This window comes from Bradyrhizobium vignae (assembly GCF_900324035.1).
In the GTDB taxonomy this organism is placed as follows: domain Bacteria; phylum Pseudomonadota; class Alphaproteobacteria; order Rhizobiales; family Xanthobacteraceae; genus Bradyrhizobium; species Bradyrhizobium vignae.
The window spans coordinates 6784878-6802613 of sequence record NZ_LS398110.1 but is presented as its reverse complement, the minus strand read 5'-3'; the positions used below and the strand labels follow the sequence as shown (position 1 = coordinate 6802613).

The following is a 17736-nucleotide window of genomic DNA, read 5'->3' as shown; positions in this document are numbered from 1 at the left end:
CGAGCTCTGACCTGCAATTGGACGCCGACATCAACATCGCCCCTCAGCGGCATGATGGCTAGAAGGTGCATCATGTAAACACTACTACCTATGTCGCAAAGGCCATCCGTGAAGAGAAGATCGGCTAATCGATTCTTGATCGAAATGAAGATCGAGGATCGTCTGGGTCTACTCTCTCCCGTCAGAACATGTGACGCGTTCCGCACTCGGGGCGAGGATTGGGGGGCGTGGTCTGAGAAAGAGTGTACCACATCAATTCCATCCGGATATTGATCTCTCCAAAATTGGTATTGGCGTCGCCACAGGCGGTTCCTTTAACGACACTTTGCCGAGCCGGTCGTCTATCGCCACGACAATCTCGGTCCCGATCCTGCAAAGCTTAGCGTCAAGGGCGCCGGGGGCATGTTGGGCACGCGACTTGTCGCGCGCCCATCTAAAGGCAAAGCTGGCGCGGTGCGGAGGCATGGGTAGCGCAGGCCAAACGATATTTCTGAAATAGGCAGCAACGATGGACCTGAGCTTCACTGAAGACGAACTCGCTTTTCGTGACGAGGTTAGAGCTTTCTTCCGCGCCTCGGTTCCCCCCGACATCTGCGAGAAACTTGTTGCCGGCCTACACCCCAACAAAAGCGACATGAGACGCTGGACGCGTGTCCTCGCGGATAAAGGTTGGGCCGTGCCGCACTGGCCGATCGAATTTGGCGGCACAGGCTGGGGCCCGGTCAAGCAGTACATTTTTACGGAGGAGATGAGCCAAGCGCCGGCACCGGCGCCGCTCGCCTTCGGCGTAAACATGGTAGCGCCTGTCATCTACACCTTTGGCACCGAAGCCCAAAAGAAGCGCTTCCTGCCGCGTATCGTCACCCTCGAGGACTGGTGGTGCCAAGGCTTCTCCGAACCCGGCTCCGGCTCCGACCTCGCTTCGCTCAAGACCCGCGCTGTGCGCGAAGGCGATCACTATGTCGTCAATGGACAGAAAACCTGGACGACCTTTGCGCAATACGCCGACTGGATCTTCTGCTTGGTAAGAACCGATCCGAATGCGAAAAAGCAGCTCGGCATTTCGTTCCTTCTGATCGACATGAAGTCGCCGGGCATCACGGTGCGTCCAATCCAGATGATCGACGGCAGTCACGAAGTGAATGAAGTCTTTTTCGACGACGTTCGCGTGCCGGCCGAAAACCTCGTAGGTCAGGAGAACCGCGGCTGGGACTACGCTAAGTTTCTCCTTGGCCACGAGCGGTTCAACATCGCTTGCGTCGGCGCTTCCAAGGAGCGCATCCGGCGCATCAAACACCTCGCCTCTCGATCCTGCTTCGGCCGAGGGCGGTTGATTGACCAAGCCGACTTCCGCGAAAAGGTTGCCGCAGTGGAGCTCCAGCTGAAGGCGCTCGAGATCACGCAGCTTCGCGTGCTCGCCAACGTGTCGAAACAGCAAAAGGATGTGCAAGACCCGGCAAGCTCGATCCTTAAGATACGGGGTGCCGAGATTCAGCAGGCGACGTCGGAGCTTCTGATGGACGTGGTCGGCCCCTATGCCTTGCCTCATCAATCCGAGGAGGATCTCGAGCGTCGCAACGAGCCGCCGATTGGCCCCGACTGGGCGACAACGATCGCGTCTGCCTATTTCAATGCCCGCAAAGTCTCGATCTATGGCGGCTCCGATGAGATACAGAAAAACATCATCGCCAAGGCGGTCCTGGGCCTCTGACGATCGAACATCAATGTCGGAAAGCAAGGCAGGGTCTACTTGCGAGGCGCCAGAAGGCGGCTGCTACTGTCCCGACTCACAGGAGAATTCCAAGCATGGACTTTGAACTTTCGGAGGAGCAGCGTCTCCTGAAGGATAGCGTCGAGCGACTAATGCTCGACAACTACAGCTTTGAACATCGTCGCAAATATCAGTCCGAGCATTCACGCTTCAGCGAGACAATGTGGATGCGCTACGCCGAGCTTGGCTTTCTCGCGCTGCCATTCTCCGAGGAACACGGTGGCTATGGCGGCGGCCCGGTCGAGACGATGATCGTCATGGAAGCGTTTGGGAAAGCCCTGATTCTCGAGCCCTATTTCGCAACCGTGGTGCTTGCCGGTGGCATTCTCCGGCATGGAGCAAACGAAACGCAGAAATCCGCTCTGATTCCGGCGATCGCAGAAGGCCGTTTGAAGCTCGCCTTCGCATATGCCGAGTTGCAGTCACGCTACGACCTTTTCGACATCGAGACTTGGGCCAAGAGGGATGCAGACGCTTGGATTCTCAATGGTGGTAAGGGGCTCGTGCTTCACGGCGACGTGGCCGACAAGATCATCGTGTCTGCGCGCACTGCAGGGGCTTCGCGGGATAAGGACGGAATCGGTCTGTTCTTGATAGATGCGGGTGCACCGGGTCTCAAGCGGCGCGGATATGTGACCCAGGATGGGCTGCGTGCGGCGGAGGTCTCGCTGGACAATGTCCGTGTCGATGCCGTCAATGCCATCGGTGATCCGGTGGGCGCCTTTCCGATCATTGCCCGCGTGGCCGACGAGGCGATTGCAGCGCTTTGCGCAGAAGCAGTCGGCTGTTTCGCTGAAATGCAGGCCACCACGCTTGACTACCTGAAGACCCGCAAGCAGTTCGGCGCGACCATCGGCTCGTTCCAGGCGCTGCAGCACCGAGCGGTCGACATGTTCATCGAATTGGAGCAGTCGCGCTCCATGGCCATGTACGCCACGATGATGGTCGACGAAAGCAAGACCACAGAGCGCGAGCGGGCGATCTCAGCAGCGAAGGCTCAGATTGGCCAGTCGGCGAGGACGATCGGCCGGCAGTCGATCCAGCTCCATGGAGGGGTTGGCATGACCATGGAGTATCGCATTGGCCACTATTTCAAGCACGTCACCATGATAGATACCCTGCTAGGCGATGCCGATCATCACCTGCGTCGGCTTGCAACTCTGGGCGGCATCATCCATGAGCTGGAATAGTAATGCTCCTTGTCTCCGCACAACGCGGCGCCAGATGTGAACCATCAGATCTTCGTACTACGCAAAAACGCGAGTTTTTCGGATGAGCCGGCTGTGGCCTCTGCGCTCTGCGCATTACGACGAACGCTGGACCCCGCAGACAATCACGGCGTCCCTGCCGACGCTTGAGGCGCGCCTCTGCGGAATACTGAGTTCGCACAAGCTGTTCAGCTGGGCTTCGATCTAAAGGAATGGTCATGAGTGAATCGAAAGGCGTCGAAGCGTTCCACCAGCTCGAGCTCAATGCGGGCCGCTTCTTGATCCAGCGTTGCATCCAATGCAGTAAGCACGTGTATTTCCCTCGCGAAGTCTGCCCGCATTGCAACAGCAGGTCGCTAGAATGGACCGCACCAAAAGGTACCGGTACCATCTACGCGGTCACCACCATACGGCGCAAACCAGCGGAAGGTGGCGATCTTAACCTCTCGCTGGTCGACCTCGATGAAGGCGTGCGTCTCATGAGTCGCGTTGAGAACCTTGCGCCTAACGCCGTGAAGATTGGCCAGCGCGTGAAAGCGCGCGTGGAGATCGATAACAGCAAAGGATTGGTCGTGTTCGATGCGATCGACGGAGCTGCGCTATGATCACCCTCAAGAATTTGCGCGGAAGTAGCGCAATCGTGGGCGTAGGCACCTTCGGCAATGGCGAGTCGCCTGGGTTCACAGATATAGAGCTGCTCGCGCGGTCGGCCCAAGCCGCTGTGGCAGATGCCGGCCTTAAGGTGAGCGACATCGATGGCCTGTGCAGTGCGAGCATCGGCGCCTCAATGTGGACGATGCCAGTCATCGAGTACCTGGGTCTAAATCCACGCTACATCGACGGCACGATGCTTGGCGGCTCAAGCTTCATCGCACACCTTCTCCCTGCGATGCAGGCGATCCGCTCCGGCCAGTGCAGCGCGGTGCTCGTTTGCTATGGCAGCGCACAACGCAGTAGCGCTTTGGGTCGCCGACAAATGGGCCAACTGCGCCGCTCGATCGATCCGCAGCCATACGAATACGCATATGAGCCGTTGCTGCCGGTGTCCGCGTATGCGTTGGCCGCATCGCGTCACATGTACGAATTCGGCACCACGCGCGACCAGTTGGCCGACGTCGCTGTCGCCGCACGGGCATGGGCCCGCCTCAATCCGGAAGCCTTTTCGCGCGATCCGCTCACGCGCGAGGACGTGTTGAAGTCCCGCATGGTGTCTGATCCGCTCACTCTGCGTGATTGCTGTCTTGTGACGGACGGCGGCGGTGCGTACGTGCTGGTGAGCGCCGAGCGCGCGAAGTCGCTGCGCAAGAAACCAGTATACGTGCTCGGCAATGCGACCGCGGTCTGGAACCGGCAGATCTCGTCCATGCACGACCTTACCCTCACCTCGGCAAGGCAATCCGGTGCCGAAGCGTTCGCGATGGCGGGCATGAAGCCGAACGACATCGACCTGCTTCAGCTGTACGACGCATTCACGATCAATACCATCCTGTTCCTGGAGGACCTCGGCTTCTGCCCCAAGGGCGAAGGGGGCCGTTTTGTGGAGAACGGGACGATCGCACCGGGCGGCAAGCTACCCGTCAACACCAACGGTGGCGGGTTGTCATGCACTCACCCCGGCATGTACGGCATCTTTGCTCTGATCGAAGCCGTACGGCAGCTGCGTGGCGAAGGCGGTGAGCGCCAAGTGAAAGGCGCGAAAACGGCGCTGGTGCACGGCAACGGCGGCACGCTGTCCAGCCAATCCACCGCCATTCTCGGAGTAGAGGAGACGCTGTGATCCGTGACGGCGAAGGGGCTTCGCTGAAACCGCGCTCTCCCGCATCTAGCTCAAGTCACCAGCCCTGTGCCGCTGGTCACGCGCACATGCGAAGCCGCACGCCCCAGTGTTAGAGCTGCACCCCAGTGGCGCAATCCGACGGATCGCACAACCGATGCCAATTTGGTATTGATCGCTCCGCGATTGGTATTGGCCTCACCGGAGGCCGTTTGCTTAACGTGCCGAACGATATCCAAATAATTCGGCGCGCGGGAGGGAATCGCAATGGTAACGATGAGACCAGCATATCTTCGGGTGGTCGCCCGTGTCTGCATCCTAGGACAGTGGCGGTCACGGTGGCTGCTCCCACCTCCGGGTGGGCAACCAGGGACCATGTGCGCAACACTTACCGCGGCATGTACTATTGGGGGGCGGTAATGAATTTCGAACCCATCCCCGAGCATGAGGCGCTGCGCGACAGCGTGCGCAGTTTCTTTGATCGTGAGCTTCAGGAGCCGAAGATCCGCGAGATGGATCGCGCGCGGCGCGTCCCGCGCGATCTTTGGAAGCGGCTTGCCCAACTCGGTTGGCCAGGCCTTACGGTGCCGACCGAATACGGCGGCAGCGGCGGCGACGTAATGACCAGCGCGATCCTGTGCGAGGAAATCGCGCGACGCTTCCCGTCGCTAGCCAACTATTGGGTAATCACTTCAATGGCGGCGCGGGTGCTCAGCGAATCCGGCACCGAAGAGCAAAAGGCGGAGTATCTACACAAGCTTGCCGCCGGCGAATTCCTGATGAGCTTCGGGATGACCGAGCCGGGCGGTGGAACGGACATTCTCGGTTTGAAGACTCGAGCCACGCTTGAGGGCGGCGAGTGGGTCGTACGTGGGCAGAAGCTTTACACATCACTGGCCGACGATGCCAATGCGATCCTGGTCCTGTGTCGCACGCATCCTCCCGAGGGGGCCAAGCGCTCGCGCGGACTGTCACTGATACTCACCCCCGTTCATCAGGAGGCGGTAAAAGTGCGTCGCCTCGAGCTTATGGGGCAGCGCGCTGGATGCACGTGCGAGGTCTTCCTCGACGAGGCTCGTGCGCCGGCCGATGCGGTGGTCGGTGAGGTGGGGCGCGGGTGGCATACGCTCCTTCGGACACTGAACGATGAGCGTATCATTTGCGCGTCGATGTATGTCGGCATCACCGCTGCCGCCCTCGATCTGACCGTGCAATACGCCAAAGATCGAACGGCTTTCGGGCGCCCGATTGGCGCCTACCAAGCCATACAGCATCCACTCGCCGACACTGCGATCGAGCTGGAACAGATCCGTTTGCTCACTGCAAGGGCGGCCTGGCTGCATACCAACGGCCGCGAGTGCTCCACCGAGGCTGCAATGGCCAAGCTCGCAGCGAGCGAGGCGGCGATTCGCGCGACCGACCGGTGCATGCGCGTCCTGGGGGGATTCGGACTGGTGGAGGAGTCGCCGTTGGAGCGCCTGTTCCGAGACGCGCGCCTGGGACCGTTCAGTCCCATCTCCAATGAAATGGTTCGCAATTTCATCGGTGAGCGCATGGGCCTTCCCCGCAGCTACTGAGCCTCGATAACAGCAGAGATAAGCCGGATGATTCCATGACGATTGCACCCATCCACGTGGAACGCTTCCATTGGTATGACTACAAGCGGTACTCCTTCTCTCTTGGGCTCAAGTCGTCCGCGGGCACCTATCTATCCGGCCATACGGCCTCGGAGTACGAGGCCGCAACTAAGCGCATGATCGTGCGCGGAGGGATGACCGAGCAGGTACGCACGATCTACGCCAAGGTTGCCGCCATCCTCGAAAGTGGCGGACTGGGATACGGCGACGTTGCCAGAATCGTCGAATATGTGCGCGCTGAGGACATTGAACGCTATGCGGAAGCGGCGGCTGTGCGGCGCGAGCTTTTCGGCCGACATCAGCCCGTGGTCAATACCGTCGTGGTCAAGAACCTGCTCAGGCCGGATGCCTTCATTGAGATCGAGGTGACGGCAGCGCCCGCGCATGGCGTAGCCACCGGCGGCGTCTTCCTGCCGTCAATCCAGCCCGTGGATGACCGCGGAAATATCGTGGGTGCCGGCGACCTGGTTGTGCAGACCCATGCTGTGTACGACAACGCCGCGCGTATGCTTTCGGAGCTGGGTCTTGGCCTCGATCGCGTTGTGAAAATCGCCTGCTACGTTACGCCGCCCGCGCTGTCGGCGTACGATAAGACTGCGCGCGTGTGGCGCGAGCGGCTCGGCCCGGTGTTTCCAACAGCTGCTGAGATCGTCATGCCGCGGTTGCTGCATCCTCAGGCGATGGTCCAGTGTGACTTCATCGCCACGCGCGAACTGCCGGTGGCGGTGAACCCGGGCTGGAAGCGTTATGGCGAGTTGGCCTGCAGCCCGGCCGTGCGAGCCGGAAAGCTGCTCTATATGTCGGGCCAAGCCTCACTCGACCCGACGACCGGGGACATGTTGCACGAAAGGGACATCGTCGCCCAGGCCGAATGCATCTACGGCAACGTTCTCCAGCTGGTGCGGGCCGCTGGGGGCGCCCCACATCATTTGGTCAAGACAATTGAGTACGTGACCACAGCGTCGCTCGATCGCTATCGCGAGGTCGGTGCCGTGCGTTCGAAGATGCTCCAAGAGCCACGTCCCGCCTCAACCGGTCTCATCAGCGAAGCACTGTTGCGGCCGGGGATGCTAATCGATGTCGATGCGCTTGCCGTCCTGGACTGACCCATGGCACTGCTGACTGAGGAACTGAAGGCATGGATTGGCCGCGAAGCGCACTATCCCGCTCAGGAGGAGCTTGGTCGCGCATCGATCAGGTACCTTGCGCTCGCCATGGGGGACGAGAACCCGCTCTATGTCGATGATGCTTACGCGCGGGAGGCCGGCTATCCGTCAGTCATCGCGCCGCCGACACTGGTCTGCGAAACTTGTCAATACGCCCATCGCAGGCCGGATGCGAACGGCTACATAGGCCACGAGTGGCAACTACCCGTCCCCAACTGTCGCATGATCCGCGCAGGCAACGAATATGAATTCGTGCGGCCGCTGCTTCCGCAAGATCGCATCTCCGTCACCTGGATCCTGGAGGACATCGTGGAGCGAGCGTCTTCACGCGGCGGTACACAGCTCTTCGTCAGTTCGGTCGCACGCTTCAGGGATGCGGCAGGCGAGGTGGTGGCGATCAATCGCGAGACGGTTGTTTATCAGCCGGTGGTGACGGAATGATCAAGCCAACCAAAAACGTGGCGATGGTCCAGATTGGGTTGTCATTGCCAGCACTTGAGAAGACCTTCACGACCGTCGACCTCATGGCCTATGGTGCCGCCACTTGGGATTGGCACCGCCTGCACTACGACGGCGATTTCGCACGGAGCATGAATCTGCCGAATGTCGTCGTCGACGGGCAGGCATTCGGACACTTGTTCGCGCGAGCTGCGATCGATTGGGCCGGACCACAAGCCTTCATTGAACGGCTGTCGTTCAAGATGAAGTCAATGGCCTTCGCTGGAGAGACGCTGCGGGTGGAAAGCGAGGTGACGCAAATCCGCAACCATACCGTCGTTGTGAGGCAGCGCCTGACCAGCCGCGGCCGTCTCGTGTCCGAAGCCGAAACGGAGGTGCGGCTTCCCATGTGATCGGCATTCGCAGGAGTAACGAGCCGGGCGCGTTTCTTTGTGACCATTTTCACCGCGCACGTTTTGTGCCCGGAAATTCAGCAGTGCTATTGCAAGTCCTCAACTGCGGAAGGATGCGGCGCTGGAATTGCCCGCGCGATCATCAAAATTCAAGCCAACTGAACAAGTGAAAACATGTCCTTGAACATCGTCCGCTATGAAAACGGTAATGGCATCGGGCTGGTGCTGATTTCGAATCCTCCCGTCAATGCACTCTCGGCGGAAGTTGTCGCGGGGCTGCGCAAGGCGGTGGATATCTTCGAGGCGGATACCAGTGCCAAGGCACTCGTCCTACATTGCGAAGGACGAACTTTCGTTGCGGGGGGCGACATCGCCAACTTCGAGACGCCGAATTTCGATACTCGGCCATTCAGCTCGCTGCTTTCACGGCTGGATGAGTCGCCGCGACCGGTCGTTGCAACATTGCATGGCACCGTCCTTGGTGGCGGTTTGGAATTGGCAATGTCCTGTCACCATCGGCTAGCCTTACCGGACACACGTCTCGGCATGCCTGAAGTCAAGTTGGGTCTGCTTCCTGGCTCCCAAGGCACCCAACGTCTCCCTCGCCTCGTGGGGGTGCCCCTTGCACTCGATCTCATGCTTACAGGTCGATTCATCTCCGCGCAGGATGCGCTCGCCGCAGGCATTCTCGACGAGATCGCGAGCGACGATTCACTTGCGCTGGGAATTGCCGCAGCCGAACGCCTGGCCGAGGCGAACCTGCCCGTGCGGCGCTCGAGCACCTTGAACGTTTCTGCCGATGCAGCAACGAGACAGGCCCTCGCGGAAGCGACAGCCAGGGCCGCAAAGAAGCCGAACTACCCAGCACTCGGCGCGATCGTGCGAGCCGTCGAAGCAGCTGTCAATCTTCCATTCTCTGATGGTGAAGAGATGGAGGCCCGCGAGTTCGATCAGCTGCGCTTGAGCAGCACCTCCCGAGCGCTGCGCCATTTGTTCTTCGCTGAACGCACTGCTGCACGGATCCCGGGACTGTCGCGAGAGGGGGCCGCTCGCGAGGTGCACTCCGTGGGCATTGTGGGCGCCGGCACCATGGGGGGCGGCATCGCCATGAACTTTGCTAACGTAGGCATCCCCGTTGTGCTCGTAGAAGCCACCGATGAAGCGCTAAAACGCGGCCTGTCGGTAGTGCGTAACAATTACGAGGCGAGCGCCGCCAAGGGGAAGCTGAGCAAGGAGGAGGTCGAGAAGCGAATGTCCCTCCTGAACGGATCCTTGGATTACGGCTCGCTAGCGAGCTGCGACCTCGTGGTCGAAGCCGTATTCGAGGATTTTTATATCAAGAAGGACGTCTGCGCACGACTGGGGCAGATCTGCAAAAAAGGAGCGATCATTGCGACGAATACCTCTACCCTCGACGTGGACCTCCTAGCTGAAGCAACAGGCCGGCCGGCCGACGTCGTCGGCATGCATTTCTTCAGTCCGGCGAACGTGATGCGCCTCGTCGAAGTCGTCCGCGGGGCCCGGACTGCTCCCGACGTGCTGACGACAGCGATGCGCCTCGCGCGCCGGATCGGAAAGGTTCCGGTGGTGTCGGGTGTTTGCTACGGCTTCATCGGAAATCGAATGCTCGATCCGTACATCCGCGAGATGGAGTTTCTGCTACTTGAAGGCGCCGAGCCACAACAGATCGATAACGCCATCGAATCGTTGGGCATGGCCATGGGGCCTTGCCGGATGTCCGACCTGTCCGGGGTGGACATCGGGGCAAAGGTCGTCAACGGCCGCCTTGAAGCGGGCGAATTGCCGCCCGATCCCAGCTATCGCGTGGTGGTGCGGAAACTGTTCGCATTGGGTCGCTGCGGTCAAAAGACGAAGGCGGGCTACTATCGCTATGACGGCCGAACTCCATTGCCTGACCCGAAGATCGTCGACATATGCGCCGATCTGGCGCGCGAGCATGGAATAGCGCGCCGGCGCGACATCAAAGACCAGGAGATCATCGAGCGGCTGATGTACCCCCTCATCAACGAGGGCATTCAGATCCTTGACGAAGGTATTGCATACCGACCAGGCGATATCGATGTCGTGTGGACCGCTGGATACGGTTTTCCCGATTACCGCGGTGGCCCAATGTTTATGGCCGACCAAATCGGATTGTCTGAAATCAAGAACACACTCGATCATTACGCCCGCATGCGAGGAAACCAGTTCGGCTACTGGACTGCGAGCCGCCTTCTCGAGTCGCTTGCGGCGACCGGGCAGCGCATTAGCGCCTGGACCAAACAATAAATCATCTATCAATCTAAAACCAAAGACCACCGGCAGGACATCTCACCATGCGCGAAGCAGTCATCGTCTCCACCGCACGCACTCCGATCGGGCGCGCTTTCAAGGGAGCTTTCAACAATATCAAGTCTCCGACTCTTCTTGGCCATGCCATCCATCACGCCGTCAGTCGTGCAAGAGTCGATGGAGCGGAGGTCGAAGACGCGGTGATCGGCTGTTGTCTTGCCGCAGGTACTTCGAGCATGAATGTCGCTCGCCTCGGCGTGCTCGCCGCTGGACTCCCGGTGGACGTTTCCGCCCAGACCATAGATCGCCAATGCGCTTCGGGTCTGGTGGCTGTCGCGACCGCTGCCAAGCAGGTGATGGTCGACGGTATGAACGTGGCTGTGGCTGGCGGCATTGAGAACATCTCTGCGGTTCAAAACGAGTACTACCAGTGGACGGATCGCACGCACGATAACGCGGTGACGGCGCGGGCGCCGCACATCTACATGCCTATGCTGAAAACCGCCGAATTCGTCTCGAGGAAGTACGGCATCAGCCGCGCGGCCCAGGACGAATATGCCCTGCAGTCCCAACAGCGGACTGCGGCAGCTAAGATAGCCAAGCGATTGGATGCAGAAATAGTTCCTCTCACTACGACGATGGCAGTTGTCGACAAGGCGACAGGGCAGACGATCTACAAGGAGGTTACTCTTGCTGCAGACGAGGGAAACCGTCCGGACACGACCTTCGAGACACTGAAAGGTCTAAAGCCCGTGATCGAGGGGGGCGTTGTCACCGCCGGAAACGCAAGCCAACTTTCCGACGGCGCTTCAGCCTGCGTTGTCATGGAACGATCGCTGGCCGAGCGGCGCGGCATACAGCCGCTCGGAATCTACCGTGGCATGGCGGTTGCCGGCTGTCCTCCAGAAGAGATGGGGATCGGTCCGATCTACGCGATTCCGAAACTGCTAAAGCGACACGGATTGAAGATTGCCGATATCGGACTGTGGGAACTCAACGAGGCGTTTGCCTGCCAAGCTCTCTATTGTCGAGATCATCTCGGAATCGATCCTGCCATCTACAACGTCAATGGCGGAGGCGTTTCAATTGGCCATCCCTATGGGATGACTGGAGCACGACTAGTGGGCCATGCCCTCGTTGAGGGTAAGCGCCGGGGTGTGATGTATGTCGTGGTAACGATGTGCGTCGGAGGCGGCATGGGAGCTGCCGGCCTGTTCGAAGTGGCGTGAGATCGGGATGGACCGCGGCTTCACTTAGCTCGTCACAAATGAGCAGGGCGCGTCATCGTGAGCACGCAGGCAAGACTGGCTATTCCAGAGTTAGCGGTTTGGCGCGCCTCCACACTCACGCGAAGGAAGGAGATTGGCGATGCAAAGCACGATGATGGATGTGCCGCTCTCGCTCAATCACTTCCTTGAACGCGCGGGAACGCTCTTTTCGGGCAACGAGATCGTCTCCCGGTTGCCCGATAAGAGCTTGCGCCGACACAGTTATGGCGAATTCTATGGGCGCACGCGCTCGCTCGCGTCAGCGCTGCTTTAGCTTGGCCTCAAGAAAGGAGACCGCGTCGCGACGCTGTGCTGGAACCACCACGCGCACCTAGAGTGCTACTTCGGCATCCCTGCAGCTGGCGGTGTGATGCACACGCTGAACCTGCGCTTGGCGCCTGATGAGATCGGTTGGATCGCTGGAAACGCCAGGGATCGATTCCTGATCGTCGACGACATCCTGCTGCCCTTGTACGAGCGGTTTGCGCAGTTGCATCGCTTTGAGCGGGTCATCGTATTTCCGTTCTCCGGCGCGCTCGTTTCTCCGGAAATGGATGGCTATGAAGCCATCCTATCACGCGGGGACCCCGACGGCTTCGAATACGCACCCCACGACGAAACCGATCCCGTCGCGATGTGCTACACGTCTGGGACGACGGGCCGTCCCAAAGGCGTCGTATACTCGCACCGTTCGACCGTCCTGCACACACTCGTGGCGAGCCTGGCCGACATCTGGGCCCTGCGTAGCACGGACGTCGTGATGCCGATCACGCCGATGTTCCATGTCAACGCCTGGGGTATTCCCTATGGTGCGTTTAACCTGGGTGCGAAGCTCGTGCTTCCCGGGCCGCACCTTCATGCTGACGATCTTCTCGATCTGATGCAGGTCGAGCCGCCCACGCTCGCGATCGGCGTGCCGACGATCTGGATTAGTTTAATGCAGATCTTCAGTGAGGCTCAATGCGACGGCTCGACCAATCGAGGCGATGGAAGCTGCCGAAGGCGATGCACGCAGTAACAGGCGGCGCCGCGGTATCCGAATCCCTGATCCGGGCTTTTGACGCACACGGCGTGTGGATGGAGCAAGGATGGGGCATGACCGAAACGTCGCCCGTTGCCACCCGATCCTATCGCCGGGCCGAACTGCGCGATGCCGGCGACGACGAGAAGTACCGCCGCGCGATCATGGCCGGCGTACCGGTGCCGCTTCTTGAGCTCCGCCTCCATAACGACGACGGTACTCAGCCGTGGGACGGCAGAAGGGTTGGCGAGATCCAGGTGCGTGGTCCGTTCGTTACCGGCTCCTATTATGAGGTGCCCGTGACGCGCGACAAATTCACCGGGGATGGTTGGCTGCGCACCGGCGACGTCGCCTCGGTGGACCCGCTCGGCTTCGTGCGCATCACCGATCGCACGAAGGACCTGATCAAATCCGGCGGCGAATGGATCAGCTCCGTCGACCTCGAGAATGCGTTGATGGAACATCCCACCGTCGCCGAAGCTGCGGTGATCGCGATTTCCGACGAGAAATGGAGCGAAAGACCGCTCGCCTGCGTCGTGCTCATCCCTGGCGGGGAGGCTAGCGCAAAGGAACTATACGCACCTGCTCGCGCATGGTTGGGCGAAGTGGCAATTGCCAGATCGTTACGAGTTCATTGATCACATCCCGCGAACATCAACTGGCAAGTTCTGGAAAGTGAAACTCCGCGAACGCTTTCCGAAGTGAAATCACTCGCCGCCTGTTAAATTCCATCAAACCGGATCGAATGTATCAGTGAGTGAAGGCCTGCTCCTTTCCAGGCATCAGGAAAACCAGAGAGTCTGAGTGCTCGCGCCGCTCAATCGCGGGCCCGATGGCCTCGTTCCTTCTTAGCCGCATCAATACCACACCGGTATTGACTGCATCGAAATTGGTATTGGCGTCTGGCGAGGTCGTCCGCCTAACGGTTCAAGATGTTATTCTGATGATTCCGGGCAGCGCCGGCACATTCGAAAGGTTGCAGGCGCACGCCGGCCGACCGAGAGGTGTCTCGTGAACGAAGCCAACAGCGCCTTGGTCGTTGGTGGGACGGGCCCCACTGGACCCCATATTGTCAATGGATTGATTGCGCGAGGATACCGGGTCACGGTGTTTCACCGAGGTACACACGAGAGCAACGAGATCCCAGACTCGGTCGAACACATACACGGCGACCCGCACTTCAGCCAAACGATTCAAGAGGCGCTGGGTCAACGTGATTTTGAGCTCGTCGTCGCGATGTACGGTCGCACCCGCTTAGTGGCGCAACACTTCGGAGATCGTGCTGCTCGCTTCGTTGCCATTAGTGCGCTGGCCGCCACCCGCGGCCATTTCGCTCGCGACGCGCTCTTTCCCACTGGCTTGCCGATCCCAGCAAGCGAGACCGAGCCGGCCGTACAAACGGAGGCCGATCCCGATGGGCGCTTTGCCTGGCGGATAGCTGAGACCGAACGCGAGATCCTGGCTCTCCACAAGCACGCGACCATCTTGCGCTACCCGATCATCTATGGGCCTCACCAAATCCTACCGGTGGAATGGTGCTTGATACGGCGCGCGTTGGATCGCCGTCCGTTTGTCATCCTTCCGGACGGTGGTCTTCAGATCATCACGCGCGGGTATTCCCTTAACATGGCCCACGCCGTGCTATGCGCAGTGGATCGTGCGCAAGAAGCCCGTGGTCAGATCTTTAACTGTGGTGACGAGCATCAGCTCTCGTATCGCCAGCTCGCCGAGGTAATCGCGAGCGCGGTCGGTCACTGCTGGGAGATTGTTAGTCTCCCGACCGCCTTGGCAACCCCCGTATGGCCGATGGCCAATCCCCAGAGTGCCAGCTGGCACCGGTTGTACAATACCGATAAGTTGAAACGGGAGCTCGGCTATCGAGATCTTGTTCCGGCTGTCGAGGCTATGACGAACTCAGTTCAATGGTACGCGGAGCGCCGCGCTGCACTGGCAGCAGCAATCGAGAAAGAACTTGGAGACCCGTACGATTACGCGGCCGAGGATCGGTTGGTGGCCGAATGGCGGCAGGGCAGCCAGGCATTGCTCGCTCGCCATAAGCGCGAATATGTCGAACGACCACACCCGTACCCGCACCCGCGCACACCAGGACTTCCGCAAGATCATCGCGGCCGATGAGACCGTTTTCGGCCGACTTGTCTGTTCTATGAATCCAAAGGCGCCCTACATGATCAGTACGAAATTGACACGAGCCCAGATGCAACATCGCGTTGAGAATGCAGTTCGCAGGCTAGAGACACTGGAGTCCACATACGAGACCATCACGATCGGGCAGCTGGTTTCAATGCGAGCGCGCACCCACAGCGAAACGATTGCGATCGACGTCTTTGAGCGCGGCGAGCGCGCGACTTACTCCGAGATGGACCGCTGGTCCAATAAATATGCCCATGCGCTGCGCGCGTTCGGCGTGCGCAAAGGCGATCGTATCGGCATCATGCTCCCCAGCCGCATCGAATTCCCGATTCTGTGGTTTGCGGTCGCAAAGTTGGGCGCGGTCATGGTTCCGATCAATATGCGCTATACGCCGAGGGAGATCGAGTACGTTCTGAGCGACACGCAGGCAAAGTTCGCTGTCGTCGACGAGTCCGTACAGTCCGTTTTCTCAGCAATGATGCCTTGGCCGCAAGACCTCGCCAAGGAGCGAGTGATTGTTGTTGGAACACCTTCCGGAGGGGCGGGCCCTGCACTCGATGAACTGGTCAAGGGCTTCGACGAGACACCGGTAGAGGAGAATGTCGGCGCGGATGATCTTCTGAACATTGCATACACCTCCGGAACGACCGGCTTTCCGAAAGGCTGCATGCAGACGCACGATTTCTGGGGTCTGTCATCGTTCGGGCTCGCCTACACGGACTATCAGCCGTACGAGAGATATCTGTCTTGGTCGCCCTTCTTCTACGCCGAGACGCAAGGGCAGGTTCTGAGGTCGTATCGCCAGGGCGGCACGGTTTACCTGGCCTCTCAAATGAGCTCGTCGCGATTTATCGGTTGGCTGAAGAAGTACCGCATCGAGTGGTGTCCATTTCCCGAGCTGATCACACGCCAACCTGAAAGCTCCGACGACGCATCGATGGACTTGAAGCAGGTTCAGCATTACGGCGGCTGGAGTGCTGACTCTATACGCCGATTTCGCGAGCGGTTCGGCGTCCCCGGGCAGAACAATTATGGCATGACGGAAATCGGATGGGGCACACTGATGCCAAACGATATCGACCACGAGGGCGCTCCGTTCGGCATGCGCGCTCCATTTCGGGCGCTGCGGTTGGTCAACGATGACGGTAGCGAGACGCCAGTCGGGCAAGTCGGAGAGCTCTGGGTAAGTGGTCGTGGCCTCTTCAAGGGTTATTGGAATAGGCCAGAAGCAAATGCCGAATCGTTCGAGGGCGAATGGTTCAAAACCGGCGATCTCATGCGCCGCGACGAATTTGGCTTTTATTGGCTGGTCGGACGGACGAAGGACATGATCCGTCGTTCCGGTGAAAACATCGCTGCTCGCGAGGTGGAAGCCGTCATTCGCGAGATTCCCGAGATCGAGGATGTGGCGGCGGTCCCCGTTAGCGACCTTAAACGCGGCGAGGAGGTCAAAATCCACGTGCAGCTAAAAGATGGCGTCACGCCCAAAGACTTGCCTGTAGAGCGTATTCTCGATCATGCTCGTGCGCATCTTGCCGCTTTCAAGGTGCCACGGTACATCGCCTTCACTGCGACACTTCCGAGAACCAACTCCAGCAACAAGGTGCTTAAGCGTGAGCTGATGGATGTCAGAGATCCGCTGTCCGGCACCTACGACAGCGAGGAGAAACGCTGGCGATAGCCGCCATCCATTTGAGCCGGCCGACCTGAATGCAGCAGCGGCGAATCACCGCAAAAAAGCGCAACTATCACCAAGCAGGCGAATTACATCCTGCCTGCCACAGCCTTGGCGTGCCTCATCATGGTTTAGCGTTCCACTGATCCCCGCTCTGAAAGTTCTCGAGGCACATTGCCCGTCAGTTCCGAACTATCGATACCCTACTGGTATTGGCCACTCCGAAATCGGTATTGGAGGACGCAGCGCAGTTCGCCTAACGAGGGAGATGTATTTCGGACACTGAGGAGCATGGGGGTGCCTCCTTCGTTAGCCTGATTCCGCCGATCACACTGCTCGACAGCGTTGAGGATCCGCTGGCAGACCGGATGGTCTGCCGTTTTCTCCCGACTTGGACTGGGCCACTGCCGGACGCCGGCAGTGGCCCATTTTTTGGCTGGACAATCCGAAATCTTCGGCTTCGATCGAGCTGCGCTCGTAATCATCCAGATCTCCACATGGCGCTGTCGGCGCTGGATCAGCCTGGTTGATCGCTCATTTGAGCGCGATCTAGTATGATGAGCGGCTATTGAATGCTCAGCAGCTGAGCTTCTGGAGACTTGCGAGAGCGTCAGACCGGCCCATTCCGAGCACCAAGAAGCGCCTAAAACGTTCTCGTCAGCAAACGCCCGGCTCGACTTGCATGGTTGTCCAGCAGGAAAGTGCCATATCCACGTCAGATGATGCTTCGGAAACTCATGGAAAGCTCTTTTGGAAAAATACGTTCCTCCAACTGATTGCCTCGCGATTGCAAGCAGGATCAACAACCGTCGCATCTGTCACTCGTCTTCTAAATGTTCATTTATTCCAGTTTGGTATCGGTGCCTTCGAAATTGGTATTGGCCTCGGCGGATGGCTTACCCCAAATGACCTGGATTGATCA

At 59.4% G+C, this 17736-nt stretch carries 15 protein-coding genes and 1 pseudogene; all 16 read left to right on the top strand.

Annotated features, from left to right (window positions below; all coding sequences use genetic code 11):
* Positions 1-508: 508 nt before the first annotated feature.
* The 16 genes and pseudogenes from pimC (at position 509) to BRAD3257_RS39475 (ending at position 17733) form a co-directional block, all read left to right on the top strand.
* Positions 509-1711 carry a pimeloyl-CoA dehydrogenase large subunit gene (gene pimC, locus BRAD3257_RS32815; RefSeq protein WP_122405309.1) on the top strand — a complete coding sequence of 401 codons (1203 nt, stop codon included), beginning with the start codon at positions 509-511 and terminating at the stop codon, positions 1709-1711.
* A 95-nt stretch (positions 1712-1806) separates the two neighbouring features.
* Positions 1807-2961 carry an acyl-CoA dehydrogenase family protein gene (locus tag BRAD3257_RS32810; protein WP_122405308.1) on the top strand — a complete coding sequence of 385 codons (1155 nt, stop codon included), beginning with the start codon at positions 1807-1809 and terminating at the stop codon, positions 2959-2961.
* Positions 2962-3197: 236 nt separating this feature from the next.
* Entirely contained in the window at positions 3198-3584 is a 387-nt protein-coding gene (locus tag BRAD3257_RS32805) for a Zn-ribbon domain-containing OB-fold protein (protein ID WP_174221606.1), read from the top strand.
* Entirely contained in the window at positions 3581-4756 is a 1176-nt protein-coding gene (locus BRAD3257_RS32800) for a thiolase (protein ID WP_122405306.1), read from the top strand. The genes BRAD3257_RS32805 and BRAD3257_RS32800 overlap by 4 nt, the downstream gene beginning before the upstream one ends.
* 416 nt (positions 4757-5172) lie before the next feature.
* Entirely contained in the window at positions 5173-6330 is a 1158-nt protein-coding gene (locus tag BRAD3257_RS32795; RefSeq protein ID WP_160118901.1) for an acyl-CoA dehydrogenase family protein, read from the top strand.
* 35 nt (positions 6331-6365) lie between these two features.
* Positions 6366-7496 (top strand): RidA family protein, encoded by a 1131-nt coding sequence (locus tag BRAD3257_RS32790; protein ID WP_122405304.1) that lies wholly within the window; start codon positions 6366-6368, stop codon positions 7494-7496.
* 3 nt (positions 7497-7499) lie between these two features.
* A complete protein-coding gene (locus BRAD3257_RS32785) occupies positions 7500-7997 on the top strand; it encodes an FAS1-like dehydratase domain-containing protein (RefSeq protein ID WP_122405303.1) in 498 nt (165 codons plus the stop codon).
* Positions 7994-8407 carry a MaoC/PaaZ C-terminal domain-containing protein gene (locus BRAD3257_RS32780; protein WP_122405302.1) on the top strand — a complete coding sequence of 138 codons (414 nt, stop codon included), beginning with the start codon at positions 7994-7996 and terminating at the stop codon, positions 8405-8407. The genes BRAD3257_RS32785 and BRAD3257_RS32780 overlap by 4 nt, the downstream gene beginning before the upstream one ends.
* A gap of 174 nt (positions 8408-8581) precedes the next feature.
* On the top strand, positions 8582-10696 hold the full coding sequence (locus tag BRAD3257_RS32775; RefSeq protein ID WP_122405301.1) for a 3-hydroxyacyl-CoA dehydrogenase NAD-binding domain-containing protein: 2115 nt from the start codon (positions 8582-8584) through the stop codon (positions 10694-10696).
* A 47-nt stretch (positions 10697-10743) separates the two neighbouring features.
* Positions 10744-11928 carry an acetyl-CoA C-acyltransferase gene (locus BRAD3257_RS32770; protein ID WP_122405300.1) on the top strand — a complete coding sequence of 395 codons (1185 nt, stop codon included), beginning with the start codon at positions 10744-10746 and terminating at the stop codon, positions 11926-11928.
* A 139-nt stretch (positions 11929-12067) separates the two neighbouring features.
* The gene (locus BRAD3257_RS40650) at positions 12068-12241 is read left to right on the top strand and encodes a hypothetical protein (protein WP_197711518.1); all 174 of its coding nucleotides are present in this window, start codon (positions 12068-12070) and stop codon (positions 12239-12241) included.
* A gap of 12 nt (positions 12242-12253) precedes the next feature.
* Positions 12254-12985 (top strand): annotated as a pseudogene (locus BRAD3257_RS40645) (AMP-binding protein); the annotation flags it as partial.
* Positions 12928-13626, top strand: coding sequence for an AMP-binding protein (locus tag BRAD3257_RS41840; RefSeq protein ID WP_197711517.1), 699 nt, complete (start codon positions 12928-12930; stop codon positions 13624-13626). The pseudogene BRAD3257_RS40645 and the gene BRAD3257_RS41840, both read left to right, overlap by 58 nt.
* 373 nt (positions 13627-13999) lie before the next feature.
* On the top strand, positions 14000-15124 hold the full coding sequence (locus BRAD3257_RS32760; RefSeq protein ID WP_160118900.1) for an NAD-dependent epimerase/dehydratase family protein: 1125 nt from the start codon (positions 14000-14002) through the stop codon (positions 15122-15124).
* Positions 15054-16820, top strand: coding sequence for a class I adenylate-forming enzyme family protein (locus tag BRAD3257_RS32755; protein WP_244607786.1), 1767 nt, complete (start codon positions 15054-15056; stop codon positions 16818-16820). Before BRAD3257_RS32760 ends, BRAD3257_RS32755 begins: the two co-directional genes overlap by 71 nt.
* Before the next feature lie 676 nt (positions 16821-17496).
* Positions 17497-17733 carry a hypothetical protein gene (locus BRAD3257_RS39475; RefSeq protein WP_145987072.1) on the top strand — a complete coding sequence of 79 codons (237 nt, stop codon included), beginning with the start codon at positions 17497-17499 and terminating at the stop codon, positions 17731-17733.
* The last annotated feature ends 3 nt before the right edge of the window (positions 17734-17736 follow it).

Coding starts and splice junctions, on each gene's coding strand:
- pimC (WP_122405309.1), top strand. CDS start 509: ATGGACCTGAGCTTCACTGAAGACGAACTCGCTTTTCGTGACGAGGTT.
- BRAD3257_RS32810 (WP_122405308.1), top strand. CDS start 1,807: ATGGACTTTGAACTTTCGGAGGAGCAGCGTCTCCTGAAGGATAGCGTC.
- BRAD3257_RS32805 (WP_174221606.1), top strand. CDS start 3,198: ATGAGTGAATCGAAAGGCGTCGAAGCGTTCCACCAGCTCGAGCTCAAT.
- BRAD3257_RS32800 (WP_122405306.1), top strand. CDS start 3,581: ATGATCACCCTCAAGAATTTGCGCGGAAGTAGCGCAATCGTGGGCGTA.
- BRAD3257_RS32795 (WP_160118901.1), top strand. CDS start 5,173: ATGAATTTCGAACCCATCCCCGAGCATGAGGCGCTGCGCGACAGCGTG.
- BRAD3257_RS32790 (WP_122405304.1), top strand. CDS start 6,366: ATGACGATTGCACCCATCCACGTGGAACGCTTCCATTGGTATGACTAC.
- BRAD3257_RS32785 (WP_122405303.1), top strand. CDS start 7,500: ATGGCACTGCTGACTGAGGAACTGAAGGCATGGATTGGCCGCGAAGCG.
- BRAD3257_RS32780 (WP_122405302.1), top strand. CDS start 7,994: ATGATCAAGCCAACCAAAAACGTGGCGATGGTCCAGATTGGGTTGTCA.
- BRAD3257_RS32775 (WP_122405301.1), top strand. CDS start 8,582: ATGTCCTTGAACATCGTCCGCTATGAAAACGGTAATGGCATCGGGCTG.
- BRAD3257_RS32770 (WP_122405300.1), top strand. CDS start 10,744: ATGCGCGAAGCAGTCATCGTCTCCACCGCACGCACTCCGATCGGGCGC.
- BRAD3257_RS40650 (WP_197711518.1), top strand. CDS start 12,068: ATGCAAAGCACGATGATGGATGTGCCGCTCTCGCTCAATCACTTCCTT.
- BRAD3257_RS41840 (WP_197711517.1), top strand. CDS start 12,928: ATGCGACGGCTCGACCAATCGAGGCGATGGAAGCTGCCGAAGGCGATG.
- BRAD3257_RS32755 (WP_244607786.1), top strand. CDS start 15,054: ATGTCGAACGACCACACCCGTACCCGCACCCGCGCACACCAGGACTTC.
- BRAD3257_RS39475 (WP_145987072.1), top strand. CDS start 17,497: ATGGTTGTCCAGCAGGAAAGTGCCATATCCACGTCAGATGATGCTTCG.